Annotated in this window: 11 protein-coding genes; 8 read left to right on the plus strand and 3 right to left on the minus strand. The window is 64.2% G+C overall.

What is annotated here, in order from left to right; genetic code table 11:
- Nucleotides 1-69: 69 nt before the first annotated feature.
- A complete protein-coding gene (locus ACQY72_RS00075; RefSeq protein WP_428154874.1) occupies nt 70-456 on the plus strand; it encodes an EF-hand domain-containing protein in 387 nt (128 codons plus the stop codon).
- Between the two features lie 2 nt (nt 457-458).
- Here ACQY72_RS00075 and ACQY72_RS00080 read toward each other — a convergent pair whose 3' ends face one another.
- Nucleotides 459-1,385 (minus strand): 2-hydroxyacid dehydrogenase, encoded by a 927-nt coding sequence (locus ACQY72_RS00080; RefSeq protein WP_428154875.1) that lies wholly within the window; start codon nt 1,383-1,385, stop codon nt 459-461.
- A gap of 29 nt (nt 1,386-1,414) precedes the next feature.
- The gene (gene ettA, locus ACQY72_RS00085; RefSeq protein WP_428154877.1) at nt 1,415-3,082 is read right to left on the minus strand and encodes an energy-dependent translational throttle protein EttA; all 1,668 of its coding nucleotides are present in this window, start codon (nt 3,080-3,082) and stop codon (nt 1,415-1,417) included.
- A gap of 1,050 nt (nt 3,083-4,132) precedes the next feature.
- Here ettA and rpoB point away from each other — a divergent pair.
- The 3 genes from rpoB to ACQY72_RS00100 all read left to right on the plus strand — a co-directional run bounded on the left by rpoB (nt 4,133) and on the right by ACQY72_RS00100 (nt 12,827).
- Complete coding sequence (rpoB, locus tag ACQY72_RS00090; protein ID WP_428154879.1) at nt 4,133-8,248, plus strand: DNA-directed RNA polymerase subunit beta; 4,116 nt, start codon at nt 4,133-4,135, stop codon at nt 8,246-8,248.
- A 120-nt stretch (nt 8,249-8,368) separates the two neighbouring features.
- On the plus strand, nt 8,369-12,565 hold the full coding sequence (rpoC, locus tag ACQY72_RS00095; protein WP_346495970.1) for a DNA-directed RNA polymerase subunit beta': 4,197 nt from the start codon (nt 8,369-8,371) through the stop codon (nt 12,563-12,565).
- A 121-nt stretch (nt 12,566-12,686) separates the two neighbouring features.
- Nucleotides 12,687-12,827 carry a hypothetical protein gene (locus ACQY72_RS00100; RefSeq protein WP_428154880.1) on the plus strand — a complete coding sequence of 47 codons (141 nt, stop codon included), beginning with the start codon at nt 12,687-12,689 and terminating at the stop codon, nt 12,825-12,827.
- A 4-nt stretch (nt 12,828-12,831) separates the two neighbouring features.
- On the opposite strand, the gene ACQY72_RS00105 is transcribed toward ACQY72_RS00100, so the two are convergent.
- Nucleotides 12,832-13,644: a hypothetical protein gene (locus ACQY72_RS00105; RefSeq protein WP_428154882.1), complete on the minus strand. Its 813-nt coding sequence runs from the start codon at nt 13,642-13,644 to the stop codon at nt 12,832-12,834.
- 702 nt (nt 13,645-14,346) lie between these two features.
- Between ACQY72_RS00105 and rpsL the strand changes: the two genes are divergently transcribed.
- The 4 genes from rpsL to tuf all read left to right on the plus strand — a co-directional run bounded on the left by rpsL (nt 14,347) and on the right by tuf (nt 18,833).
- Nucleotides 14,347-14,721 (plus strand): 30S ribosomal protein S12, encoded by a 375-nt coding sequence (rpsL, locus tag ACQY72_RS00110; protein WP_008260482.1) that lies wholly within the window; start codon nt 14,347-14,349, stop codon nt 14,719-14,721.
- An 81-nt stretch (nt 14,722-14,802) separates the two neighbouring features.
- Nucleotides 14,803-15,276, plus strand: coding sequence for a 30S ribosomal protein S7 (gene rpsG / locus ACQY72_RS00115; RefSeq protein ID WP_135195309.1), 474 nt, complete (start codon nt 14,803-14,805; stop codon nt 15,274-15,276).
- A gap of 178 nt (nt 15,277-15,454) precedes the next feature.
- Complete coding sequence (gene fusA, locus ACQY72_RS00120) at nt 15,455-17,533, plus strand: elongation factor G (protein WP_135195310.1); 2,079 nt, start codon at nt 15,455-15,457, stop codon at nt 17,531-17,533.
- A 109-nt stretch (nt 17,534-17,642) separates the two neighbouring features.
- Complete coding sequence (tuf, locus tag ACQY72_RS00125; RefSeq protein ID WP_135195311.1) at nt 17,643-18,833, plus strand: elongation factor Tu; 1,191 nt, start codon at nt 17,643-17,645, stop codon at nt 18,831-18,833.
- The last annotated feature ends 36 nt before the right edge of the window (nt 18,834-18,869 follow it).

The following is an 18,869-nucleotide window of genomic DNA, read 5'->3' on the forward strand; positions in this document are numbered from 1 at the left end:
CTGACGGGGCTGCGACGGGAATAGTTCGTGCGTGCGTTCAAGGGTTCGCAGCCCTTTTGGAGTGGTCCCATGCGTATTCTGCTGATTACCGCCTTCGCTCTTTCCGCCGCTGGTTCGGCTCTGGCCCAGAGCGACTTTCCCGAGCCGCCCATGCCCCAGATGTCCGGTCCGCCTATGGAAGGGATGCGGCCGCCGGAGCGGGAGACGTTCGCCCAGATGCAGGCGCGGATGACACAGATGTTCGACCGTCTGGACGCTAACCACGACGACGTCGTGGATGCGACAGAGGTGGCCAATGCGCGGGGCGGGCGGATGCTGGCGCGGCTGGACGCGGACGGCGACGGGCGGGTGACGCGCGAGGAGTTCACCGTCGGTCTGGACGCCCAGTTCAAGGCTCTGGACAAGAACGGCGACGGGGTTGTGACGGCCGACGAACGGCCGCAGCGTCCGCGCTGAGGTCAGGTGACGGGCGTCTTCAGCGGTTCGCCCGCGAAATGCGCCTGAAGGTTCTGCATCAATAACATCAACATGCCCTGCACCCCGGCGGTCGTGGCCCCGGCGGTGTGGGGCGTCAGTATGATGTTGGGCACGTCGGCCCAGCGGTTCGGATCGGTCGGCTCCTCAATGAAGACATCCAGCGCGGCCTGGCCCAGGGTTTCTGATTTCAGGGCGGCGATCAGCGCGTCTTCGTCCACGACCTGACCGCGCGAGACATTGACCAGCAGGCCATCGGGGCCGAGCGAGTCGAGGATGTCGCGCGAGATCAGGCCGCGATTGGTCTCGTCCGCCTTGCAGGCGATGACCAGGATGTCGCTGGCCTTGGCCAGGGCTTCCAGGCTTTCGGCGCGCGGCCATTCGGCATCGTGCGGACGCGGTCCCCACCAGCTGACCGCCATGCGGAAGGCCTCGGCCCTGTCGGCGACGGCCTTGCCGATATGGCCCAGGCCGACGATGCCCAGTTTCTGGCCGCCGAGGGAGGCGGTGATCGTGCGGGTCTCGGCGGTCCATGCGCCAGAACGGACCTGACGATCGCCCGAGGCGATCTGGCGACGGGCGGCCAGGATCAAGCCGAGGGCGTGGTCGGCGACATCCTCGTGATTGACGCCGGGGGCATGGGTGACAGGCAGGCCGCGCTCGCGGCACCAATCGACGTCGATGCCGTCATAGCCCGAGGTGAAACAGGCCAGGAGGTCGAGGTTGGGCAGGCGTTCGATCAGCGCCTTGTCCAGCGCAGCCTCGCCGGTGACGACCATGACGCGGATGTCGTGGGCGGCCTCAATCGGCGGGCCTTCCCAGAAGCGATAGACATCGTAGGCGCTCTCCAGAAAGCCCGAGAGCGGGGCGAGATGCCGCTGCATGATGAGAACGGCGGGGCGTTGGGTCATGCAGCGGCTCCTCTTTTTAGATCATGCGATCAGCGCCCGAACTTCTGGTGCTGAATACGCTTGGGGATGATGCTGTCGGCGCCCAGGCGGCGCATCTTGTCCTGTTCGTAGGCTTCGAAGTTACCTTCGAACCATTCCACGTGGCCGTCGCCTTCGAAGGCGAGGATGTGGGTGGCCAGACGGTCCAGGAACCAGCGGTCGTGGGAGATGACCACGGCGCAGCCCGCGAAACCTTCCAGAGCCTCTTCGAGGTTCTGCAAGGTTTCGATGTCCAGGTCGTTGGTCGGTTCATCGAGCAGGATCAGGTTGCCGCCCGAGGCCAGGGTCTTGGCCAGGTGGACGCGGTTGCGCTCGCCGCCGGACAACTGGCCGACCTTCTTCTGCTGGTCGCCGCCCTTGAAGTTGAAGCTGCCGACATAGGCGCGGGTGTTGATCTCGCGCTTGCCGACCATCATCACTTCAGTGCCGCCGGAAATGGCCTGCCAGATGGTCTCGTCCGGCTTCAGGTCGTCGCGCGACTGATCGACATAGGCCAGCTTGACCGTTTCGCCGACTTTGACGGCGCCGCCATCCGGGGTTTCCTGGCCGGTGATCAGCTTGAACATGGTCGACTTGCCGGCGCCGTTGGGGCCGATTACGCCGACGATGCCGTTGGGCGGCAGCTTGAAGGTCAGGTTGTCGAACAGGGTCTTGTCGCCATAGGACTTCTTCAGGCCCTCGACCTCCAGCACCACGTTGCCCAGACGCGGGCCGGGCGGGATCTGGATGTGGGCGTGGGTCTGGGCGCCGCGCATCGATTCCTGCTCGTCCACCATCCGCTCGTAGGCGGCCAGACGGGCCTTGGACTTGGCCTGGCGGGCCTTGGCGCCCGAACGGACCCAGTCCAGTTCGCGGCTGAGGGCGCGCTGGCGGGCTTCGGATTCCGAGTTTTCCTGAATGACGCGCTTGGTCTTGGCTTCCAGCCACGAGGAGTAGTTGCCCTCGTGCGGGTGGCCCTTGCCGCGGTCCAGCTCCAGCGTCCACTTGGTGACGAGGTCCAGGAAGTAGCGGTCGTGGGTCACAAGGATGACGCAGCCGGGGAAGTTTTCCAGGTGATGCTGCAGCCAGGCGACGGATTCGGCGTCCAGGTGGTTGGTCGGTTCGTCGAGCAGCAGCATGTCGGGCTTGGACAGCAGCAGGCGGGCCAGGGCCACGCGGCGCTTTTCACCGCCGGACAGATTGGTGACTTCCCAGTCGTCGTCGGGGCAGCGCAGGGCGCCCATGGCCATTTCGATACGGCTGTCGATGTCCCAGACGTCGCCGGCGTCGATCTTTTCCTGGAGGGTGGTCATCTCCTCCATCAGTTCGTCGGTGTAGTTCTCGCCCAGTTCGGCGGCGACCTCGTTGAAGCGGTTGACCCACTGCTTCTCTTCGCACCACGACTCGACGTTCTGGCGAACGTTCAGGCTGTCATCCAGCTTGGGTTCTTGTTCGAGGTAGCCGCGCTTGATGCCGTCGGCGGCCTTGGCCTCGCCGGTGAACTCGGTGTCCAGGCCGGCCATGATCTTCAGCAGGGTGGACTTGCCCGAGCCGTTGACGCCGACGACGCCGATCTTGGCGTCGTTGTAGAAGCTGAGCCAGATGTTCTCGAAGATCTTGCGGCCGCCGGGGAAGGTCTTGGTTAGACCCTGCATCTGGAAAATATATTGCTGCGCCATGAGGTGCGGTGCGCCCTTCGGGTTCGTCTGATTGGGGAGTTGGGGCGGATGTAGCGATCCTGAGGCCCGAGAGCAAATAAGGCGACGGGCAGGCGTGTTCGGCCTCGCGCTTTCGCTGCGAAGTTATTGGAGGGCTGGGCGGAGCGCCGGGCCTTCGCCCGGAGTTTGGTTTAGGTGTTACCGTTTCGACGAAGGATAGACGCTCCGCGCGGTTGGTTGGCCTGCAAGCTCGGGGCGTCGAGCGGTGGCGGTCTTATCGCCTAACCCCATAAGCCTGCGACGGGTCGGCGGGGTCTGCGAAACCCCGTCCCGAGTGCGATCGAGTATCCCCCTCGACCCTCCGACGGCGTGTCGCCGTCGGCGCGGGCCGTTTCAGACCCGCTCCCGTTCCATCCGCTCCCGCCGCCGCAAGGTCGCAGGCCAAGCGAGCCCTCCGGGCGACGGGACGGGATTAGAATACGCCCGTTTCAGAGGGGGGATGGGAAAACGGGGACATAAATCGTCAAGCGATTGAAATCGCTGCGAATGAACCAGCGTCATTGTGCGGGTTGGCGAGCGTTTCTCCCTCCCCTTCGTGGGGAGGGGCGGCGCAGCGGAGCGCGGAGCCAGAGTGGGGCGATATGAAGCGTCTCCGCTGCCCGCATGGCCCCACCCGGATCGCTGCGCCGCCCCTCCCCATGTAAGGGGGGGAGAGGCCCTGTGGGACTTCAAGAGCCTCTCCACCGCTACGCGGTTCTTTTCCTCATCGCGAGCGACGATGAGGAAAAGGTTCCGCAGGGGCCTTTATTTCGTCGCGAATGCGCGTATATGTGCGCGTTCCCGCAACACTCCATATGAGTCTGCGCGCAAGCGCCGAGGCCCGGTCCGTCGCCCTCCGACCGTGCGAAGGCGCGGCTCCTTCCCCAGGGAGCCGGTACATTTCAGGCGTCCTGGCCCGGCAGCGGGCCGAGGGTGGATGCCGAAACCCTGGCTGCGGACGCGGAAACGCGCGCCGTGGCTGCTGCATTTCACGCACGACTTCCCCGGGTCGTGCGTCATGGGAAACACTGAATGACTGACGTCGCCCACGATCTCGCCATCAACGGTCAGATCGCTTCCGCCACCTCGTTCACCGGCAAGAAGCGCATCCGCAAATCCTTCGGGCGTATCCCCGAAGCGGTGGCGATGCCCAACCTGATTGAGGTCCAGCGCGCTTCCTACGAACAGTTCCTGCAGCGCGAGGTCCGTCCGGGCGTCCGCAAGGAGCAGGGCATCGAGGCGGTCTTCAAGTCGGTGTTCCCGATCAAGGACTTCAACGAACGCGCCATCCTGGAATACGTCTCGTACGAATTCGAAGAGCCGAAGTACGACGTCGAGGAGTGCATCCAGCGCGACATGACCTATGCCGCGCCGCTGAAGGTCAAGCTGCGCCTGATCGTGTTCGAGACCGACGAGGAAACGGGAGCCCGTTCGGTCAAGGACATCAAGGAGCAGGACGTCTACATGGGCGACATCCCGCTCATGACGGACAAGGGAACGTTTATCGTCAACGGCACCGAGCGCGTGATTGTCTCGCAGATGCACCGTTCGCCGGGCGTCTTCTTCGACCACGACAAGGGCAAGACGCACTCTTCGGGCAAGCTGCTGTTCGCCGCCCGCGTGATCCCGTACCGCGGTTCGTGGCTCGACTTCGAGTTCGACGCCAAGGACGTGGTCTATGTCCGCATCGACCGCCGCCGCAAGCTGCCGGCCACGACCTTCCTGATGGGTCTGGGCATGGACGGCGAAGAAATCCTGAAGACCTTCTACGAGACCGTACCTTACGAGAAGCGCGGCGAGGGCTGGGTCACGCCGTACAAGGCCGAGCGCTGGCGCGGTGTGAAGCCGGAGTTCGACCTGGTCGACGCCGACACCGGCGAAGTGATCGCACAGGCCGGCCAGAAGATCAGCGCGCGCGCCGCCAAGAAGCTGGGCGACACGACGACGTCGCTGTCGCTGGCCGCCGACGCCTTGGTCACCAAGTACCTGGCCAATGACGCCGTCAACTTCGAGACCGGCGAGATCTTCGCCGAGGCCGGCGACGAGCTGGACGCTCCGACCATCGAAGTGCTGGAGCAAAACGGCTTCACCACCATCGACGTGCTGGACATCGACCACGTCACAGTCGGCGCCTACATGCGCAACACCTTGCGGGTGGACAAGAACGACAACCGCGAGGACGCCCTGTTCGACGTCTATCGCGTGATGCGTCCGGGCGAGCCGCCCACCCCGGAAGCCGCCGAGAACATGTTCAACTCGCTGTTCTTCGACAGCGAACGCTACGACCTGTCGGCCGTCGGTCGGGTCAAGATGAACATGCGCCTGGAGACCCCCGAGGTTTCCGACGAGATCCGCGTCCTGCGCAAGGACGACGTGCTGAAGGTGCTGCAGATCCTGGTCGGTCTGAAGGACGGCCGTGGCGAGATCGACGACATCGACAACCTGGGCAACCGCCGGGTCCGTTCGGTCGGCGAGCTGCTGGAAAACCAGTACCGCGTCGGTCTGCTGCGGATGGAGCGCGCCATCAAGGAGCGCATGTCCTCGGTCGATATCGACACGGTGATGCCGCACGACCTGATCAACGCCAAGCCGGCCGCCGCTGCGGTTCGCGAGTTCTTCGGTTCGTCGCAGCTGTCGCAGTTCATGGACCAGACGAACCCGCTGTCGGAAATCACCCACAAGCGTCGCCTTTCGGCGCTTGGCCCGGGCGGTCTGACGCGTGAGCGCGCGGGCTTCGAAGTCCGCGACGTCCACCCGACCCACTATGGCCGCATCTGCCCGATCGAAACGCCGGAAGGCCCGAACATCGGCCTGATCAACTCGCTGGCCACCCACGCGCGCGTCAACAAATACGGCTTCATCGAGAGCCCGTACCGTCGCGTGAAGGACGGCGTGGCCCAGAACGAGGTGGTCTACATCTCGGCCATGGAAGAGTCGAAGTACACGATCGCCCAGGCCAACATCGAACTGAAGAACGGCAGCATCGTCGAGGACCTGGTCCCCGGCCGGATCAACGGCGAATCCCAGCTGCTGAACCGCGACGCCGTGGACATGATGGACGTGTCGCCGAAACAGGTCGTTTCGGTCGCCGCCGCCCTGATCCCGTTCCTGGAAAACGATGACGCCAACCGCGCACTGATGGGCGCGAACATGCAACGTCAGGCCGTGCCTCTGGTGCAGTCAGACGCGCCGCTGGTCGGCACCGGCATGGAAGCGGTCGTGGCCGTGGACTCCGGCGCCGTCGTGGTCGCCCGTCGTGAAGGCGTCGTCGAACAGATCGACGGCACCCGGATCGTCGTGCGCGCCACCGGCGACGTGGACGCCGCTCGCTCGGGCGTCGACATCTATCGCCTGTCGAAGTTCCAGCGTTCCAACCAGTCGACCTGCATCAACCAGCGCCCGATCGTGCGCGTGGGCGACCAGGTGAAGGCCGGCGACGTCATCGCCGACGGCCCGTCGACGGACCTGGGCGAACTGGCCCTGGGCCGCAACGCCCTCGTCGCCTTCATGCCCTGGAACGGCTACAACTTCGAAGACTCCATCCTGATCTCGGAGCGCATCGTGCGCGACGACGTCTTCACCTCCATCCACCTCGAAGAGTTCGAAGTGATGGCGCGTGATACGAAGTTGGGCCCGGAAGAAATCACCCGCGACATTCCCAACGTCGGCGAAGAAGCCCTGCGCAACCTCGACGAAGCGGGCATCGTGGCAATCGGCGCCGAAGTCCAGCCGGGCGATATCCTGGTCGGCAAGGTGACGCCGAAGGGCGAAAGCCCGATGACCCCGGAAGAGAAGCTGCTGCGCGCCATCTTCGGCGAGAAGGCTTCGGACGTGCGCGACACCAGCCTGCGCCTGCCGCCCGGCGTCGCCGGCACGATCGTGGACGTTCGCGTCTTCAACCGTCACGGCGTCGACAAGGACGAGCGCGCCATGGCGATCGAACGCGCCGAGATCGAACGTCTGGGCAAGGACCGCGACGACGAGCTCAAGATCCTTGAGCGCAACGTCTATGGCCGCCTGAAGCCGCTGATCGTGGGCAAGAACGCCGTGTCCGGGCCCAAGGGTATCGGCCGTGGCGAGCTGACTGACGAGAAGCTGGCCGAGGTCAGCCGTGGTCTGTGGTGGCAGATCGCCCTGGACGACGAGAAGGCCATGGGCGAGCTGGAAGCGATGAAGCGCCAGTTCGAAGACGCTCGCAAGCAACTGGACCGTCGTTTCGAAGACAAGGTCGAGAAGCTGCAACGCGGCGACGAACTGCCCCCCGGCGTGATGAAGATGGTCAAGGTCTTCGTGGCCGTGAAGCGCAAGCTTCAGCCCGGCGACAAGATGGCCGGCCGTCACGGAAACAAGGGCGTCATCTCCAAGATTCTGCCGATCGAGGACATGCCGCACCTGGAAGACGGCACGCATGTGGACGTCGTTCTGAACCCGCTGGGCGTGCCCTCGCGCATGAACATCGGCCAGATCTTCGAAACCCACCTGGGTTGGGCCGCAGCCGGCTTGGGCAAGCAGATCTCAGGTCTGTTGGAAGCCTGGCAGGGTGGTGGTCAGAAGCAGGCCCTGATCGATCGTCTGACGCATATCTACGGCCCGGAAACCCCGTTGCCGCAGGATGAGGAAGAACTGATCGAGCTGGCGAAGAACCTGTCCAAGGGCGTGCCCTTTGCGACTCCGGTCTTCGACGGTGCGCACATCGGTGACATCGAACGCCTGCTGGAAGAAGCTGGTCTGAACAAGTCGGCCCAGTCGATCCTGTACGACGGTCAAACGGGTGAGCAGTTCAAGCGTCCGGTCACGGTCGGCTACATCTACATGCTGAAGCTGCACCACCTGGTCGACGACAAGATCCACGCCCGCTCAATCGGCCCGTACTCGCTCGTCACCCAGCAACCGCTGGGCGGCAAGGCGCAGTTCGGCGGTCAGCGCTTCGGGGAGATGGAGGTCTGGGCTCTGGAAGCCTACGGCGCCGCCTACACCCTGCAGGAGATGCTGACGGTGAAGTCCGACGACGTGGCCGGACGGACCAAGGTCTACGAGGCCATCGTCCGCGGCGACGACAGCTTCGAGGCCGGCATTCCCGAGAGCTTCAACGTGCTCATCAAGGAAATGCGTTCGCTGGGTCTGAACGTGGAGCTGGGGAATTCGTGAGGCGTGGCGCGTGAGTCGTGACTGGGCCGATGCTCATCACGACTCACGATTCACCCGTCACGGCGCCGTTCCCCCTCTGAAAAGATTTTACGCAGCCCTCGGCTGCAGAAGGAAACCAAGATGAACCAGGAAGTCCTGAACATCTTCAACCCGGTCCCGGTCACCCCGACCTTCGACCAGATCAAGATCGCCCTGGCCTCGCCGGAGAAGATCCGGTCGTGGTCGTTCGGCGAGATCAAGAAGCCGGAAACCATCAACTACCGTACGTTCAAGCCCGAGCGTGACGGCCTGTTCTGCGCCCGTATCTTTGGCCCGACCAAGGACTACGAATGCCTGTGCGGCAAGTACAAGCGCATGAAGTACAAGGGCATCATCTGCGAGAAGTGCGGCGTCGAAGTCACGCTGGCCCGCGTTCGCCGCGAGCGCATGGGTCACATCGACCTGGCCGCCCCTGTCGCCCACATCTGGTTCCTGAAGTCGCTGCCGTCGCGCATCTCGCTGATGCTGGACATGGCGCTGAAGGACGTGGAGCGCGTCCTGTATTTCGAGAACTACATCGTCACCGAGCCGGGCCTGACCCCGCTGAAGCAGAACCAATTGCTGACGGAAGACGAGTTCTATCGTTACCAGGAAGAGTTCGGCGATGACGGCTTCACCGCCGAGATCGGCGCCGAGGCCGTCCGCAACCTGCTGATGGGCATCGACCTGCACGCCGAGGCTGAAAAGCACCGTGGCGAGCTGGCGGACAGCCCGTCGGAAATGAAGGCCAAGAAGGCGTCCAAGCGCCTGAAGCTGATCGAGGCCTTCCTGGAATCGGGCAACAAGCCCGAGTGGATGATCCTGACGATCGTGCCGGTCATCCCGCCGGAACTGCGTCCGCTGGTGCCGCTGGACGGCGGTCGTTTCGCGACCTCCGACCTGAACGACCTGTATCGCCGCGTCATCAACCGCAACAACCGCCTGAAGCGCCTGATGGAGCTCCGTGCGCCGGACATCATCATCCGCAACGAAAAGCGGATGCTGCAAGAGTCCGTCGATGCGCTGTTCGACAACGGCCGTCGCGGTCGCGTCATCACGGGCGCCAACAAGCGTCCGCTGAAGTCGCTGGCCGACATGCTGAAGGGCAAGCAGGGTCGCTTCCGTCAGAACCTTCTGGGCAAGCGCGTCGACTATTCGGGCCGTTCGGTCATCACCGTGGGACCGGAACTGAAGCTGCACGAGTGCGGCCTGCCCAAGAAGATGGCGCTGGAGCTGTTCAAGCCGTTCATCTATGCGCGTCTTGACGCCAAGGGCCTGTCGGGTACCGTCAAGCAATCCAAGCGCATGGTCGAGCGCGAGCAACCCGCCGTCTGGGACATCCTGGACGAGGTCATCCGCGAACACCCGGTCCTGCTGAACCGCGCGCCGACGCTTCACCGCCTGGGCATCCAGGCGTTCGAGCCCAAGCTGATCGAGGGCAAGGCCATCCGCCTTCACCCGCTGGTCTGTACGGCGTTCAACGCCGACTTCGACGGCGACCAGATGGCCGTTCACGTCCCGCTGAGCCTTGAGGCCCAGTTGGAAGCACGCGTCCTGATGATGTCGACGAACAACATCCTGTCGCCCGCCAACGGCAAGCCGATCATCGTGCCGTCGCAGGACATCGTCCTGGGCCTGTACTATCTGTCGCTGGTCAAGGACGGCGAGCCGGGTGAAGGCAAGCTGTTCGCCAACATCGGCGAGATCGACGCCGCCCTGGACGCCAAGGTCGTCACCCTGCACACGCGCATCAAGGCGCGCTGGACGGAACAAGACGCCGAAGGCAAGGAGATCACCAAGGTGATCGACACCACGCCGGGCCGGATGAAGCTGGCGGCCCTGCTGCCGCGCAACCCGAACGTCGGCTATCGCCTGCTCGAAAAGAACCTGACCAAGAAGGAAATCGGCAATCTGATCGACGTGGTCTATCGCCACTGCGGTCAGAAGGCGACGGTGATCTTCGCCGACCAGATGATGGGCCTGGGCTTCCGCGAAGCCGCCAAGGCCGGCATCTCGTTCGGCAAGGACGACATCGTGATCCCGGCCAAGAAGGTCGAGCTGGTCGCCGAGACCCGCACCCAGGTCGAGGAGTACGAACAACAGTACGCCGACGGCCTGATCACGCGCGGCGAGAAGTACAACAAGGTGGTCGACGCCTGGTCCAAGGCGACGGACCGGATCGCCGACGCCATGATGGCCGAGATCGCGCAACCGCGCGTGCTGATCGAGGGTGAAAACCCCGACATCAACTCGGTGTTCATGATGGCCAACTCCGGCGCCCGTGGCTCGCAGGCGCAGATGAAGCAGCTGGGCGGCATGCGCGGCCTGATGGCCAAGCCTTCCGGCGAGATCATCGAGACGCCGATCACCTCGAACTTCAAGGAAGGCCTGACCGTCCTTGAATACTTCAACTCCACCCACGGCGCCCGTAAGGGTCTGGCCGACACCGCGCTGAAGACCGCCAACTCGGGTTACCTGACCCGTCGTCTGGTGGACGTAGCGCAGGATAGCATCGTCACCGAGATCGACTGTGGCTCGACGCGCGGCATCACGCTGCGGGCGGTCATGGAAGGCGGCGACGTGCTGGTCTCGCTGGGTCAGCGCATCCTGGGTCGCTATGCGGCCGAGGACATCAAGGAGCCGGGCACCGATAACGTCCTGTTCCCCGCCGACACCTATCTGGTGGAAGAGGTCGCGGAGGTCGTCGAGGCCGCCGGCGTCCAGTCGGTCAAGGTCCGTTCGGCCCTGACCTGCGAGGCGGAAGCCGGCATCTGCGCCCACTGCTACGGGCGTGACCTGGCGCGCGGCACCAACGTCAACATCGGCGAAGCGGTCGGCGTCATCGCCGCCCAGTCCATCGGCGAGCCTGGCACCCAGCTGACCATGCGGACCTTCCACATCGGCGGTACGGCGCAGGTTGCGGAAACCTCCTTCATGGAGGCGACCAACGCCGGCGTGGCCAAGATCACCGGCCCGACCGTCATCGCCGCCCACGGCGACCTGGTCTCCATGAGCCGCAACGTCATCGTGACCGTGGTCGTGGACGGCAAGGATCGCGAGACGCACAAGGCCCCTTACGGCGCCCGAATCCGCGTCAAGGAAGGCAGCGAGGTCAAGAAGAACCAACGTTTGGCGGAGTGGGACCCCTACACCACCCCGATCCTGACGGAAGTCGGCGGCATCATCCGCTTCGAGGATCTGGTCGAAGGCCTGTCGGTCAAGGAAGAAACAGACGAAGCGACGGGCATCGCCCAGCGCGTCGTCAGCGACTGGCGCGCCAGCCCGCGCGGTTCGGACCTGCGTCCGGCCATGGGCGTCACCCTGGGTGACGGCTACGCCAAGCTGGCCTCGGGCTCAGACGCCCGTTACCTGCTGCCCGTGGGCGCGGTTCTGTCCGTGTCGAACGGCGACGAGGTCAAGCCGGGCGAGATCATCGCCCGCGTTCCGACCGAAGGCGCCAAGACCCGCGACATCACCGGCGGTCTGCCGCGCGTCGCCGAACTGTTCGAAGCTCGCCGTCCCAAGGACTGCGCGGTCATCGCCGAGATGGATGGTCGCGTCGAATTCGGTCGCGACTACAAGAACAAGCGCCGCATCAAGATCACGCCGGAAGTCAACGCCGACGGCGTGCAGGCCGAACCGGTCGAGTTCCTGATCCCGAAGGGCAAGTATATCTCCGTTCAGGACGGCGACCTGATCCAGAAGGGCGACTACATCATCGACGGCAACCCGGATCCGCACGACCTGCTGCGCATCCAGGGCGTCGAGGCGCTGGCCGAGTATCTGGTGAACGAAGTGCAGGAGGTCTATCGACTGCAAGGCGTGCCGATCAACGACAAGCACATCGAAGTCATCGTGCGTCAGATGCTGCAGAAGGTCGAAGTCCTGGATTCGGGTGAAACCACCCTGATCCGCGGCGACACCGTCGAAGTCGCCGAAGCCGTTCTGGAAAACCAGAAGGTCGAGAAGCGTGGCGGCCGTCTGGCGACCACCCAGCCCGTTCTGCTGGGCATCACCAAGGCGTCGCTGCAGACCCGCAGCTTCATCTCGGCGGCGTCGTTCCAGGAGACCACCCGCGTCCTCACCGACGCCTCGGTCCACGGCAAGAAGGACATGCTGGAAGGCCTGAAGGAAAACGTCATCGTCGGCCGACTGATCCCGGCAGGCACCGGCGCCTACCTGCGCTCCCTGCAGAAGATCGCCAACGATCGCGATGCAGAGCTGACCCAGGCCCGCGAAGACTCGATCGAGCCGTTGCCGGCCGATCTGCAACTGGAGCTGGAGAGCAGCGAAAGCTGATCTTCCGTTTCGGAAGCGAAGACATGAAGAGGGCGGCGCCGGCGACGGCGCCGCCCTTTTTCTATGGCTTGACGGGAAAGCGGTTGTGGCGAGATAAACTGTAAGTGTTTTGGAGGGCGTCGTGAGCGCTGCGAAGAAATCAGATACGATTCTGTGGGGCCTGACGGCGATCATGTTGTCGATCTGGGTCTTGGTGGAAGCCAAGACGATGATGCTCAACCTCGGCGCGGCCATGCACGACGCCTACTGCCAGGACCACTGACGGCTCAGTCCTTCCAGCGCTCCATCGGCGCGGAAGCGCCGGGCGTGATCGGTACGCCGCCGGCCCGGTAGCCATCGCGGCGGGTCTGGACGTTGCGGCTGGAATCGGGGGCGAGCGACGGGTTCAACTGAGCGCCGGCACACCCGGTGCCGAAATTCGAGCCGACGCAGTCCGCCGGGCCGACCACGCCTACACCGCCGGACAGTGGACGGCGCTGCGCCTCCCACTGAGCCAGACGACGCGCACCCTCGCGGGCGAAGGCGGCGTCGCGCTCGGGATTGCCGGTGCCGGTGATGGGGGCGGCGTTGAGGCCGCGCCGCATGGCGTCCTCGCGACAGTTGGCGCGCTCGGCAGTGCTGAGTTGTTGGGGCGTGGAGCAGCCGATCAGGCCCTGACGCAGGGTGCGGGCCATGGCGTTCGAACGGTCATTAGGATTTACGGTCCAGGCGTCGGGCGGGGCAGGGACGCCCTGGGGCGAGGGCGCGGCGATGCGGGGGCGGAGGGGCGCGGGGCGGATGTCCTGGAGAGTCTCCGGGCGTGCAGAGGGGGCGGCGACGACCTCGCGGGCGTTGCGAGGCGTCTTCGTGGCGTCGCTGGCGGGGGGCGTCTGGACCGGGATACGCGGCTGCTCGTCTGGCAGGAGAGGGCGCGGGGTGATCTCGACGTAGATCGGCGGCGGTTCCGCGACGACGGCGGGCCTCTTGATGCCGGGGGCCGTGAAAGACAGGAAGGCGATCAGGGCCGTGTTGATGGCGACCGAGGCCGTCGCCAGCCCCGCCTTGCGCCAGTCGGGCCGGCTAGCCTGCGTAAACGCCAATGCGTCGTCCCCCTTGATCCCACGCAAGCTGTGCTAGAAGCATGGCCGCTTTCGGGCCGACTGGGGGATGATCGAATATGAAAAAGACAGCGCTTGTGATGTCGGCCGGAATGATCGCCCTGAGTGCGTGTGCGACGCCGCCTGTTACAGTCCTGCCTGATGGGACGCACGTGGTCGGCCGCAGCTTGGCACCTTCCTCGCCAGAGGGTTTTGTCACAATGGAATGCGTCATTGCGCGAGACCGATCTTTGTCTGCGTGTTCGATACTCACCGAGAATCCGGCTGGACAGGGATTTGGGCAGGCGGCGCTGAGAATCGCCTCGACGACCAAGGCCCCGAGAGGACAGGCAAAGCCGGGCGATAAGATGCGGCTCTCCATACCGTTCCGGCTGGCGGATTAGCGCCTTCTTGACCTTGGCCCCTATCGCGCGTAGAAGCCGCCCACTTTCGAGGCGTGGCCGGTTCGCCGGTTGCTGAGATCGTGACAACTTAACGGACGGCCTGTGCGCCGCCGGAACGCCCAAAGCGCGCGTTCCGGCCCTTTGTGTTTCTCGGTTCGCCGAGGCGAACCGGGGCTGTTTGTCGTTACGGTATCAGTCTCGATGACACCCGGGCGAGGGGATGGTCCCCCGTTCACAAGAAGGCGAGAGGCGCTTCGGTCGAAAGACACACGCCTCCATCAGAAGTCGAGATAAGTTTCGAATGCCTACGATCAACCAACTGATCCGCAAGCCGCGCAAGCCCAAGCCCACCCGTAACAAGGTGCCGGCTCTGGAGGGTTCGCCCCAGCGTCGCGGCGTCTGCACCCGCGTCTACACCACGACCCCGAAGAAGCCCAACTCGGCTCTGCGTAAGGTCGCCAAGGTCCGTCTGGCCAAGAACGGCTACGAAGCCGTTTGCTACATCCCCGGTGAAGGCCACAACCTTCAGGAACACTCGGTTGTTCTGATCCGCGGCGGCCGCGTGAAGGACCTTCCCGGCGTTCGCTACCACATCCTGCGCGGCGTGCTCGATACGCAAGGCGTCAAGGACCGCAAGCAGCGTCGTTCGCACTACGGCGCCAAGCGTCCGAAGTAAGCCATTCCTCTCCGGGCCGTCGCGCCCGGAGACCTTTTCGAGATCTTCCCGGCGAGCGCCGGGCACTGCAAGGAATAACCTATGTCGCGTCGTCACCGCGCCCAGAAGCGTGAAGTTCTGCCGGATCCCAAGTTCGGGGACCTGATCGTCACCAAGTTCATGAACTACGTCATGTACGAAGGTAAGAAGGCCGTCGCCGAAAACATCGTCTATGGCGCCTTTGATATCCTGGCCGACAAGAAGAAAGACCAGGAGCCGGTCGCGACCTTCCACGCCGCTCTGGACAATGTCGCACCGTCGGTCGAAGTCCGGTCGCGTCGCGTCGGCGGCGCCACCTATCAGGTGCCCGTCGAAGTCCGCCCCGAGCGCCGTCGCGCCTTGGCGATCCGCTGGCTGGTCAATGCTGCGCGCAAGCGTGGCGAGAACACCATGACGGAAAAGCTGGCCGCCGAGCTGCTGGACGCCTCGAACAACCGCGGCACCGCGGTCAAGAAGCGCGAAGACACCCACAAGATGGCCGAAGCCAACCGCGCCTTCAGCCACTATCGCTGGTAAGCGTCTTAAAACCGCCAACTGCGGTCACTATCTAAGACTATCCGGCGCGGGCGGTTTGAGCTAAATCGCCCGCGCTCGCTTATCCGCACAGACCGATCTCCCGAGGGCGCTGTCCGCGTCCTGAGAACATTCCCAAAGGGCGCCGGTGGCGCCCGAATTTCTGGCAAGGCACGCTTTCATGGCCCGCACGCACGCGCTCAAGGACTACCGCAACTTCGGCATCATGGCCCACATCGATGCGGGCAAGACGACGACGACCGAGCGGATCCTGTATTACACCGGCAAGAACCATAAGATCGGCGAAGTCCACGACGGCGCCGCGACCATGGACTGGATGGACCAGGAGCAGGAACGCGGCATCACGATCACGTCCGCCGCGACGACCGCTTTCTGGAAAGAAAAGCGCCTCAACATCATCGACACCCCCGGCCACGTGGACTTCACCATTGAAGTCGAGCGTTCGCTGCGCGTGCTCGACGGCGCCGTGACGGTGCTGGACGGCAACGCCGGCGTCGAGCCGCAGACGGAAACCGTCTGGCGCCAGGCCGACAAATATTCGGTGCCGCGCATCGTCTTCGTCAACAAGATGGACAAGATCGGCGCCGACTTCGACGCCTCGGTCCAGTCGATCCGCGACCGCCTGGGCGCCAAGGCCGTGCCGATCCAGTTCCCGATCGGTTCCGAGTCCTCGCTGACCGGCCTGGTCGACATCGTCGAAATGCGTTCCGTCGTCTGGGACAACGACGCCCTGGGCGCCAACTTCACCGTCGGCGAGATCCCGGCTGACCTGGTCGACAAGGCCAACGAAGCCCGCCAATACCTGATCGACAACGCCGTCGAGCTGGACGATGAGGCGATGGAAGCCTACCTCGAAGGCACCGAGCCTTCGGTCGAAGTGCTGAAGAAGTGCATCCGTAAGGCCGTGTTGACCGGCGCCTTTTATCCGATCCTGTGCGGCTCGGCCTTCAAGAACAAGGGCGTGCAGACGCTGCTGGACGCCGTCGTCGACTACCTGCCGTCGCCGCTGGACATCCCGCCGACGCCGGGCATCGACTTCAAGACTGAAGAGCCGGTCGTTCGCAAGGCGTCGGACGACGAGCCCCTTTCGGTCCTGGCTTTCAAGATCATGGACGACCCCTTCGTCGGCTCGCTGACCTTCTGCCGCCTGTACTCGGGCAAGATGGAAACGGGCATGAGCCTGCTGAACTCCAGTCGCGACAAGAAAGAGCGCGTCGGCCGGATGCTGCAGATGCACTCCAACAACCGTGAAGACGTCAAGGAAGCCTACGCCGGCGACATCGTCGCCCTGGCCGGCCTGAAGGACACCCGCACCGGCGACACCCTGTGCGATCCGCTGAAGTCGCCCGTCATCCTGGAGAAGATGGAGTTCCCGGCCCCGGTCATCGAGATCTCGGTCGAGCCCAAGACCAAGGCCGACCAGGAGAAGCTGGGCGTCGCCCTGGCCAAGCTGGCTTCGGAAGATCCGTCCTTCACCGTCTCAACCGACCACGAGTCGGGCCAGACGATCCTGAAGGGCATGGGCGAGCTTCACCTAGACATCAAGATCGACATCCTGAAGCGCACCTACAAGGTCGAGGCCACCATCGGCGCGCCGCAGGTCGCCTATCGCGAATCGCTGGGCCGCAAGGTCGACATCGACTACACCCACAAGAAGCAGACCGGCGGTACGGGCCAGTTCGCCCGCGTCATGCTGACCTTCGAACCCGGCGAGCCGGGCTCGGGCTTCGTGTTCGAGAACTCGATCGTCGGCGGCGCAGTGCCCAAGGAATACATCCCCGGCGTCGAAAAGGGCCTGAACTCCATCAAGGATTCGGGTCTGCTGGCGGGCTTCCCGCTGATCGACTTCAAGGCGACCCTGACGGACGGCAAATACCACGACGTCGACTCCAGCGTGCTGGCGTTCGAAATCGCGGCCCGCGCCGCCTTCCGCGAACTGAAGGAAAAGGGCGCGCCGAAGCTGCTTGAGCCGATCATGGCGGTCGAGGTCGTGACCCCCGAGGAATACCTCGGCTCGGTCATCGGCGACCTGAACGGCCGTCGCGGCATGATCCAGGGTCAGGACATGCGCGGCAACGCCACCGTCGTGAACGCCTTCGTGCCGCTGGCCAACATGTTCGGCTATGTGAACACTCTGCGCGGCATGTCGCAGGGCCGCGCCCAGTTCACGATGCAATACGATCACTACGAGCCGGTGCCGCAACACGTCGCCGACGAAGTGATCAAGAAGTACGCCTAAGCTTTCCCTTTTCGGAAAGCGGACCTATATGCGCCCGGACCGTAAGGACCGGGCGTCCTTAACCCCCAAACTGCAGGAACCCCGGTTCGGGGACCTTAGGAGCTAGAAAATGGCCAAGGAAAAGTTCGAACGGAACAAGCCGCATTGCAACATCGGCACGATTGGTCACGTTGACCATGGCAAGACGACGCTGACGGCTGCGATCACGATGGCGCTGGCCAAGGCGAGCGGCGGCAAGGCGATGAACTACGCCGACATCGATGCTGCGCCCGAAGAAAAGGCCCGCGGCATCACGATCAACACCGCGCACGTGGAATATGAGACGGCCAACCGTCACTACGCCCACGTCGACTGCCCCGGCCACGCCGACTATGTGAAGAACATGATCACCGGCGCGGCGCAGATGGACGGCGCGATCCTGGTGGTTTCGGCCGCCGACGGCCCGATGCCTCAGACCCGCGAGCACATCCTGCTTGCCCGTCAGGTCGGCGTGCCGGCCCTGGTGGTCTTCATGAACAAGGTCGATCTGGTCGACGACGAAGAACTGCTTGAGCTGGTCGAGATGGAAGTGCGCGAGCTGCTGAGCTCGTATCAGTTCCCCGGCGACGACATTCCGATCACCAAGGGCTCGGCCAAGGCCGCGACCGACGGCGTGAACCCGGAAATCGGCGAACAGCGCGTTCTCGAACTGATGCAGACTGTGGATGACTACATCCCGCAGCCGGCGCGTCCCCTGGACCTGCCCTTCCTGATGCCGGTCGAAGACGTGTTCTCGATCTCGGGCCGCGGCACCGTGGTCACGGGTCGCGTCGAAAAGGGTATCGTCAAGGTCGGTGAAGAAGTCGAAATCGTCGGCATCCGTCCGGTCCAGAAGACGACCTGCACGGGCGTCGAAATGTTCCGCAAGCTGCTGGACCAGGGTCAAGCTGGCGACAACGTCGGCGTTCTGCTGCGCGGCACCAAGCGTGAAGACGTCGAGCGCGGCCAAGTGCTGTGCAAGCCGGGCTCCATCACGCCGCACACCAAGTTCCTGGCCGAAGCCTACATCCTGACCAAGGAAGAAGGCGGGCGTCACACCCCGTTCTTCACGAACTATCGCCCGCAGTTCTACTTCCGCACCACGGACGTGACCGGCATCGTTCACCTGAAGGAAGGCGTCGAGATGATCATGCCCGGCGACAACGCCGAGTTGAACGTCGAACTGATCACCCCGATCGCCATGGATCAGGGCCTGCGCTTCGCCATCCGTGAAGGCGGCCGCACCGTCGGCGCCGGCGTCGTGGCGAAGATCGTCGAGTAGTTAAGACGGCCTCAAGCCGCGAGCCTCCGCGAGGCG

The sequence above is a fragment of the Brevundimonas sp. genome, from assembly GCF_965279155.1.
Classification (GTDB): domain Bacteria; phylum Pseudomonadota; class Alphaproteobacteria; order Caulobacterales; family Caulobacteraceae; genus Brevundimonas.

Bases quoted from the DNA above. Each gene is read 5' to 3' on its own strand.
- fusA (WP_135195310.1), top strand. From the start codon at position 15,455: ATGGCCCGCACGCACGCGCTCAAGGACTACCGCAACTTCGGCATCATG.
- tuf (WP_135195311.1), top strand. From the start codon at position 17,643: ATGGCCAAGGAAAAGTTCGAACGGAACAAGCCGCATTGCAACATCGGC.
- ACQY72_RS00075 (WP_428154874.1), top strand. From the start codon at position 70: ATGCGTATTCTGCTGATTACCGCCTTCGCTCTTTCCGCCGCTGGTTCG.
- rpsG (WP_135195309.1), top strand. From the start codon at position 14,803: ATGTCGCGTCGTCACCGCGCCCAGAAGCGTGAAGTTCTGCCGGATCCC.
- rpoB (WP_428154879.1), top strand. From the start codon at position 4,133: ATGACTGACGTCGCCCACGATCTCGCCATCAACGGTCAGATCGCTTCC.
- ettA (WP_428154877.1), bottom strand. From the start codon at position 3,082: ATGGCGCAGCAATATATTTTCCAGATGCAGGGTCTAACCAAGACCTTC.
- rpsL (WP_008260482.1), top strand. From the start codon at position 14,347: ATGCCTACGATCAACCAACTGATCCGCAAGCCGCGCAAGCCCAAGCCC.
- ACQY72_RS00080 (WP_428154875.1), bottom strand. From the start codon at position 1,385: ATGACCCAACGCCCCGCCGTTCTCATCATGCAGCGGCATCTCGCCCCG.
- rpoC (WP_346495970.1), top strand. From the start codon at position 8,369: ATGAACCAGGAAGTCCTGAACATCTTCAACCCGGTCCCGGTCACCCCG.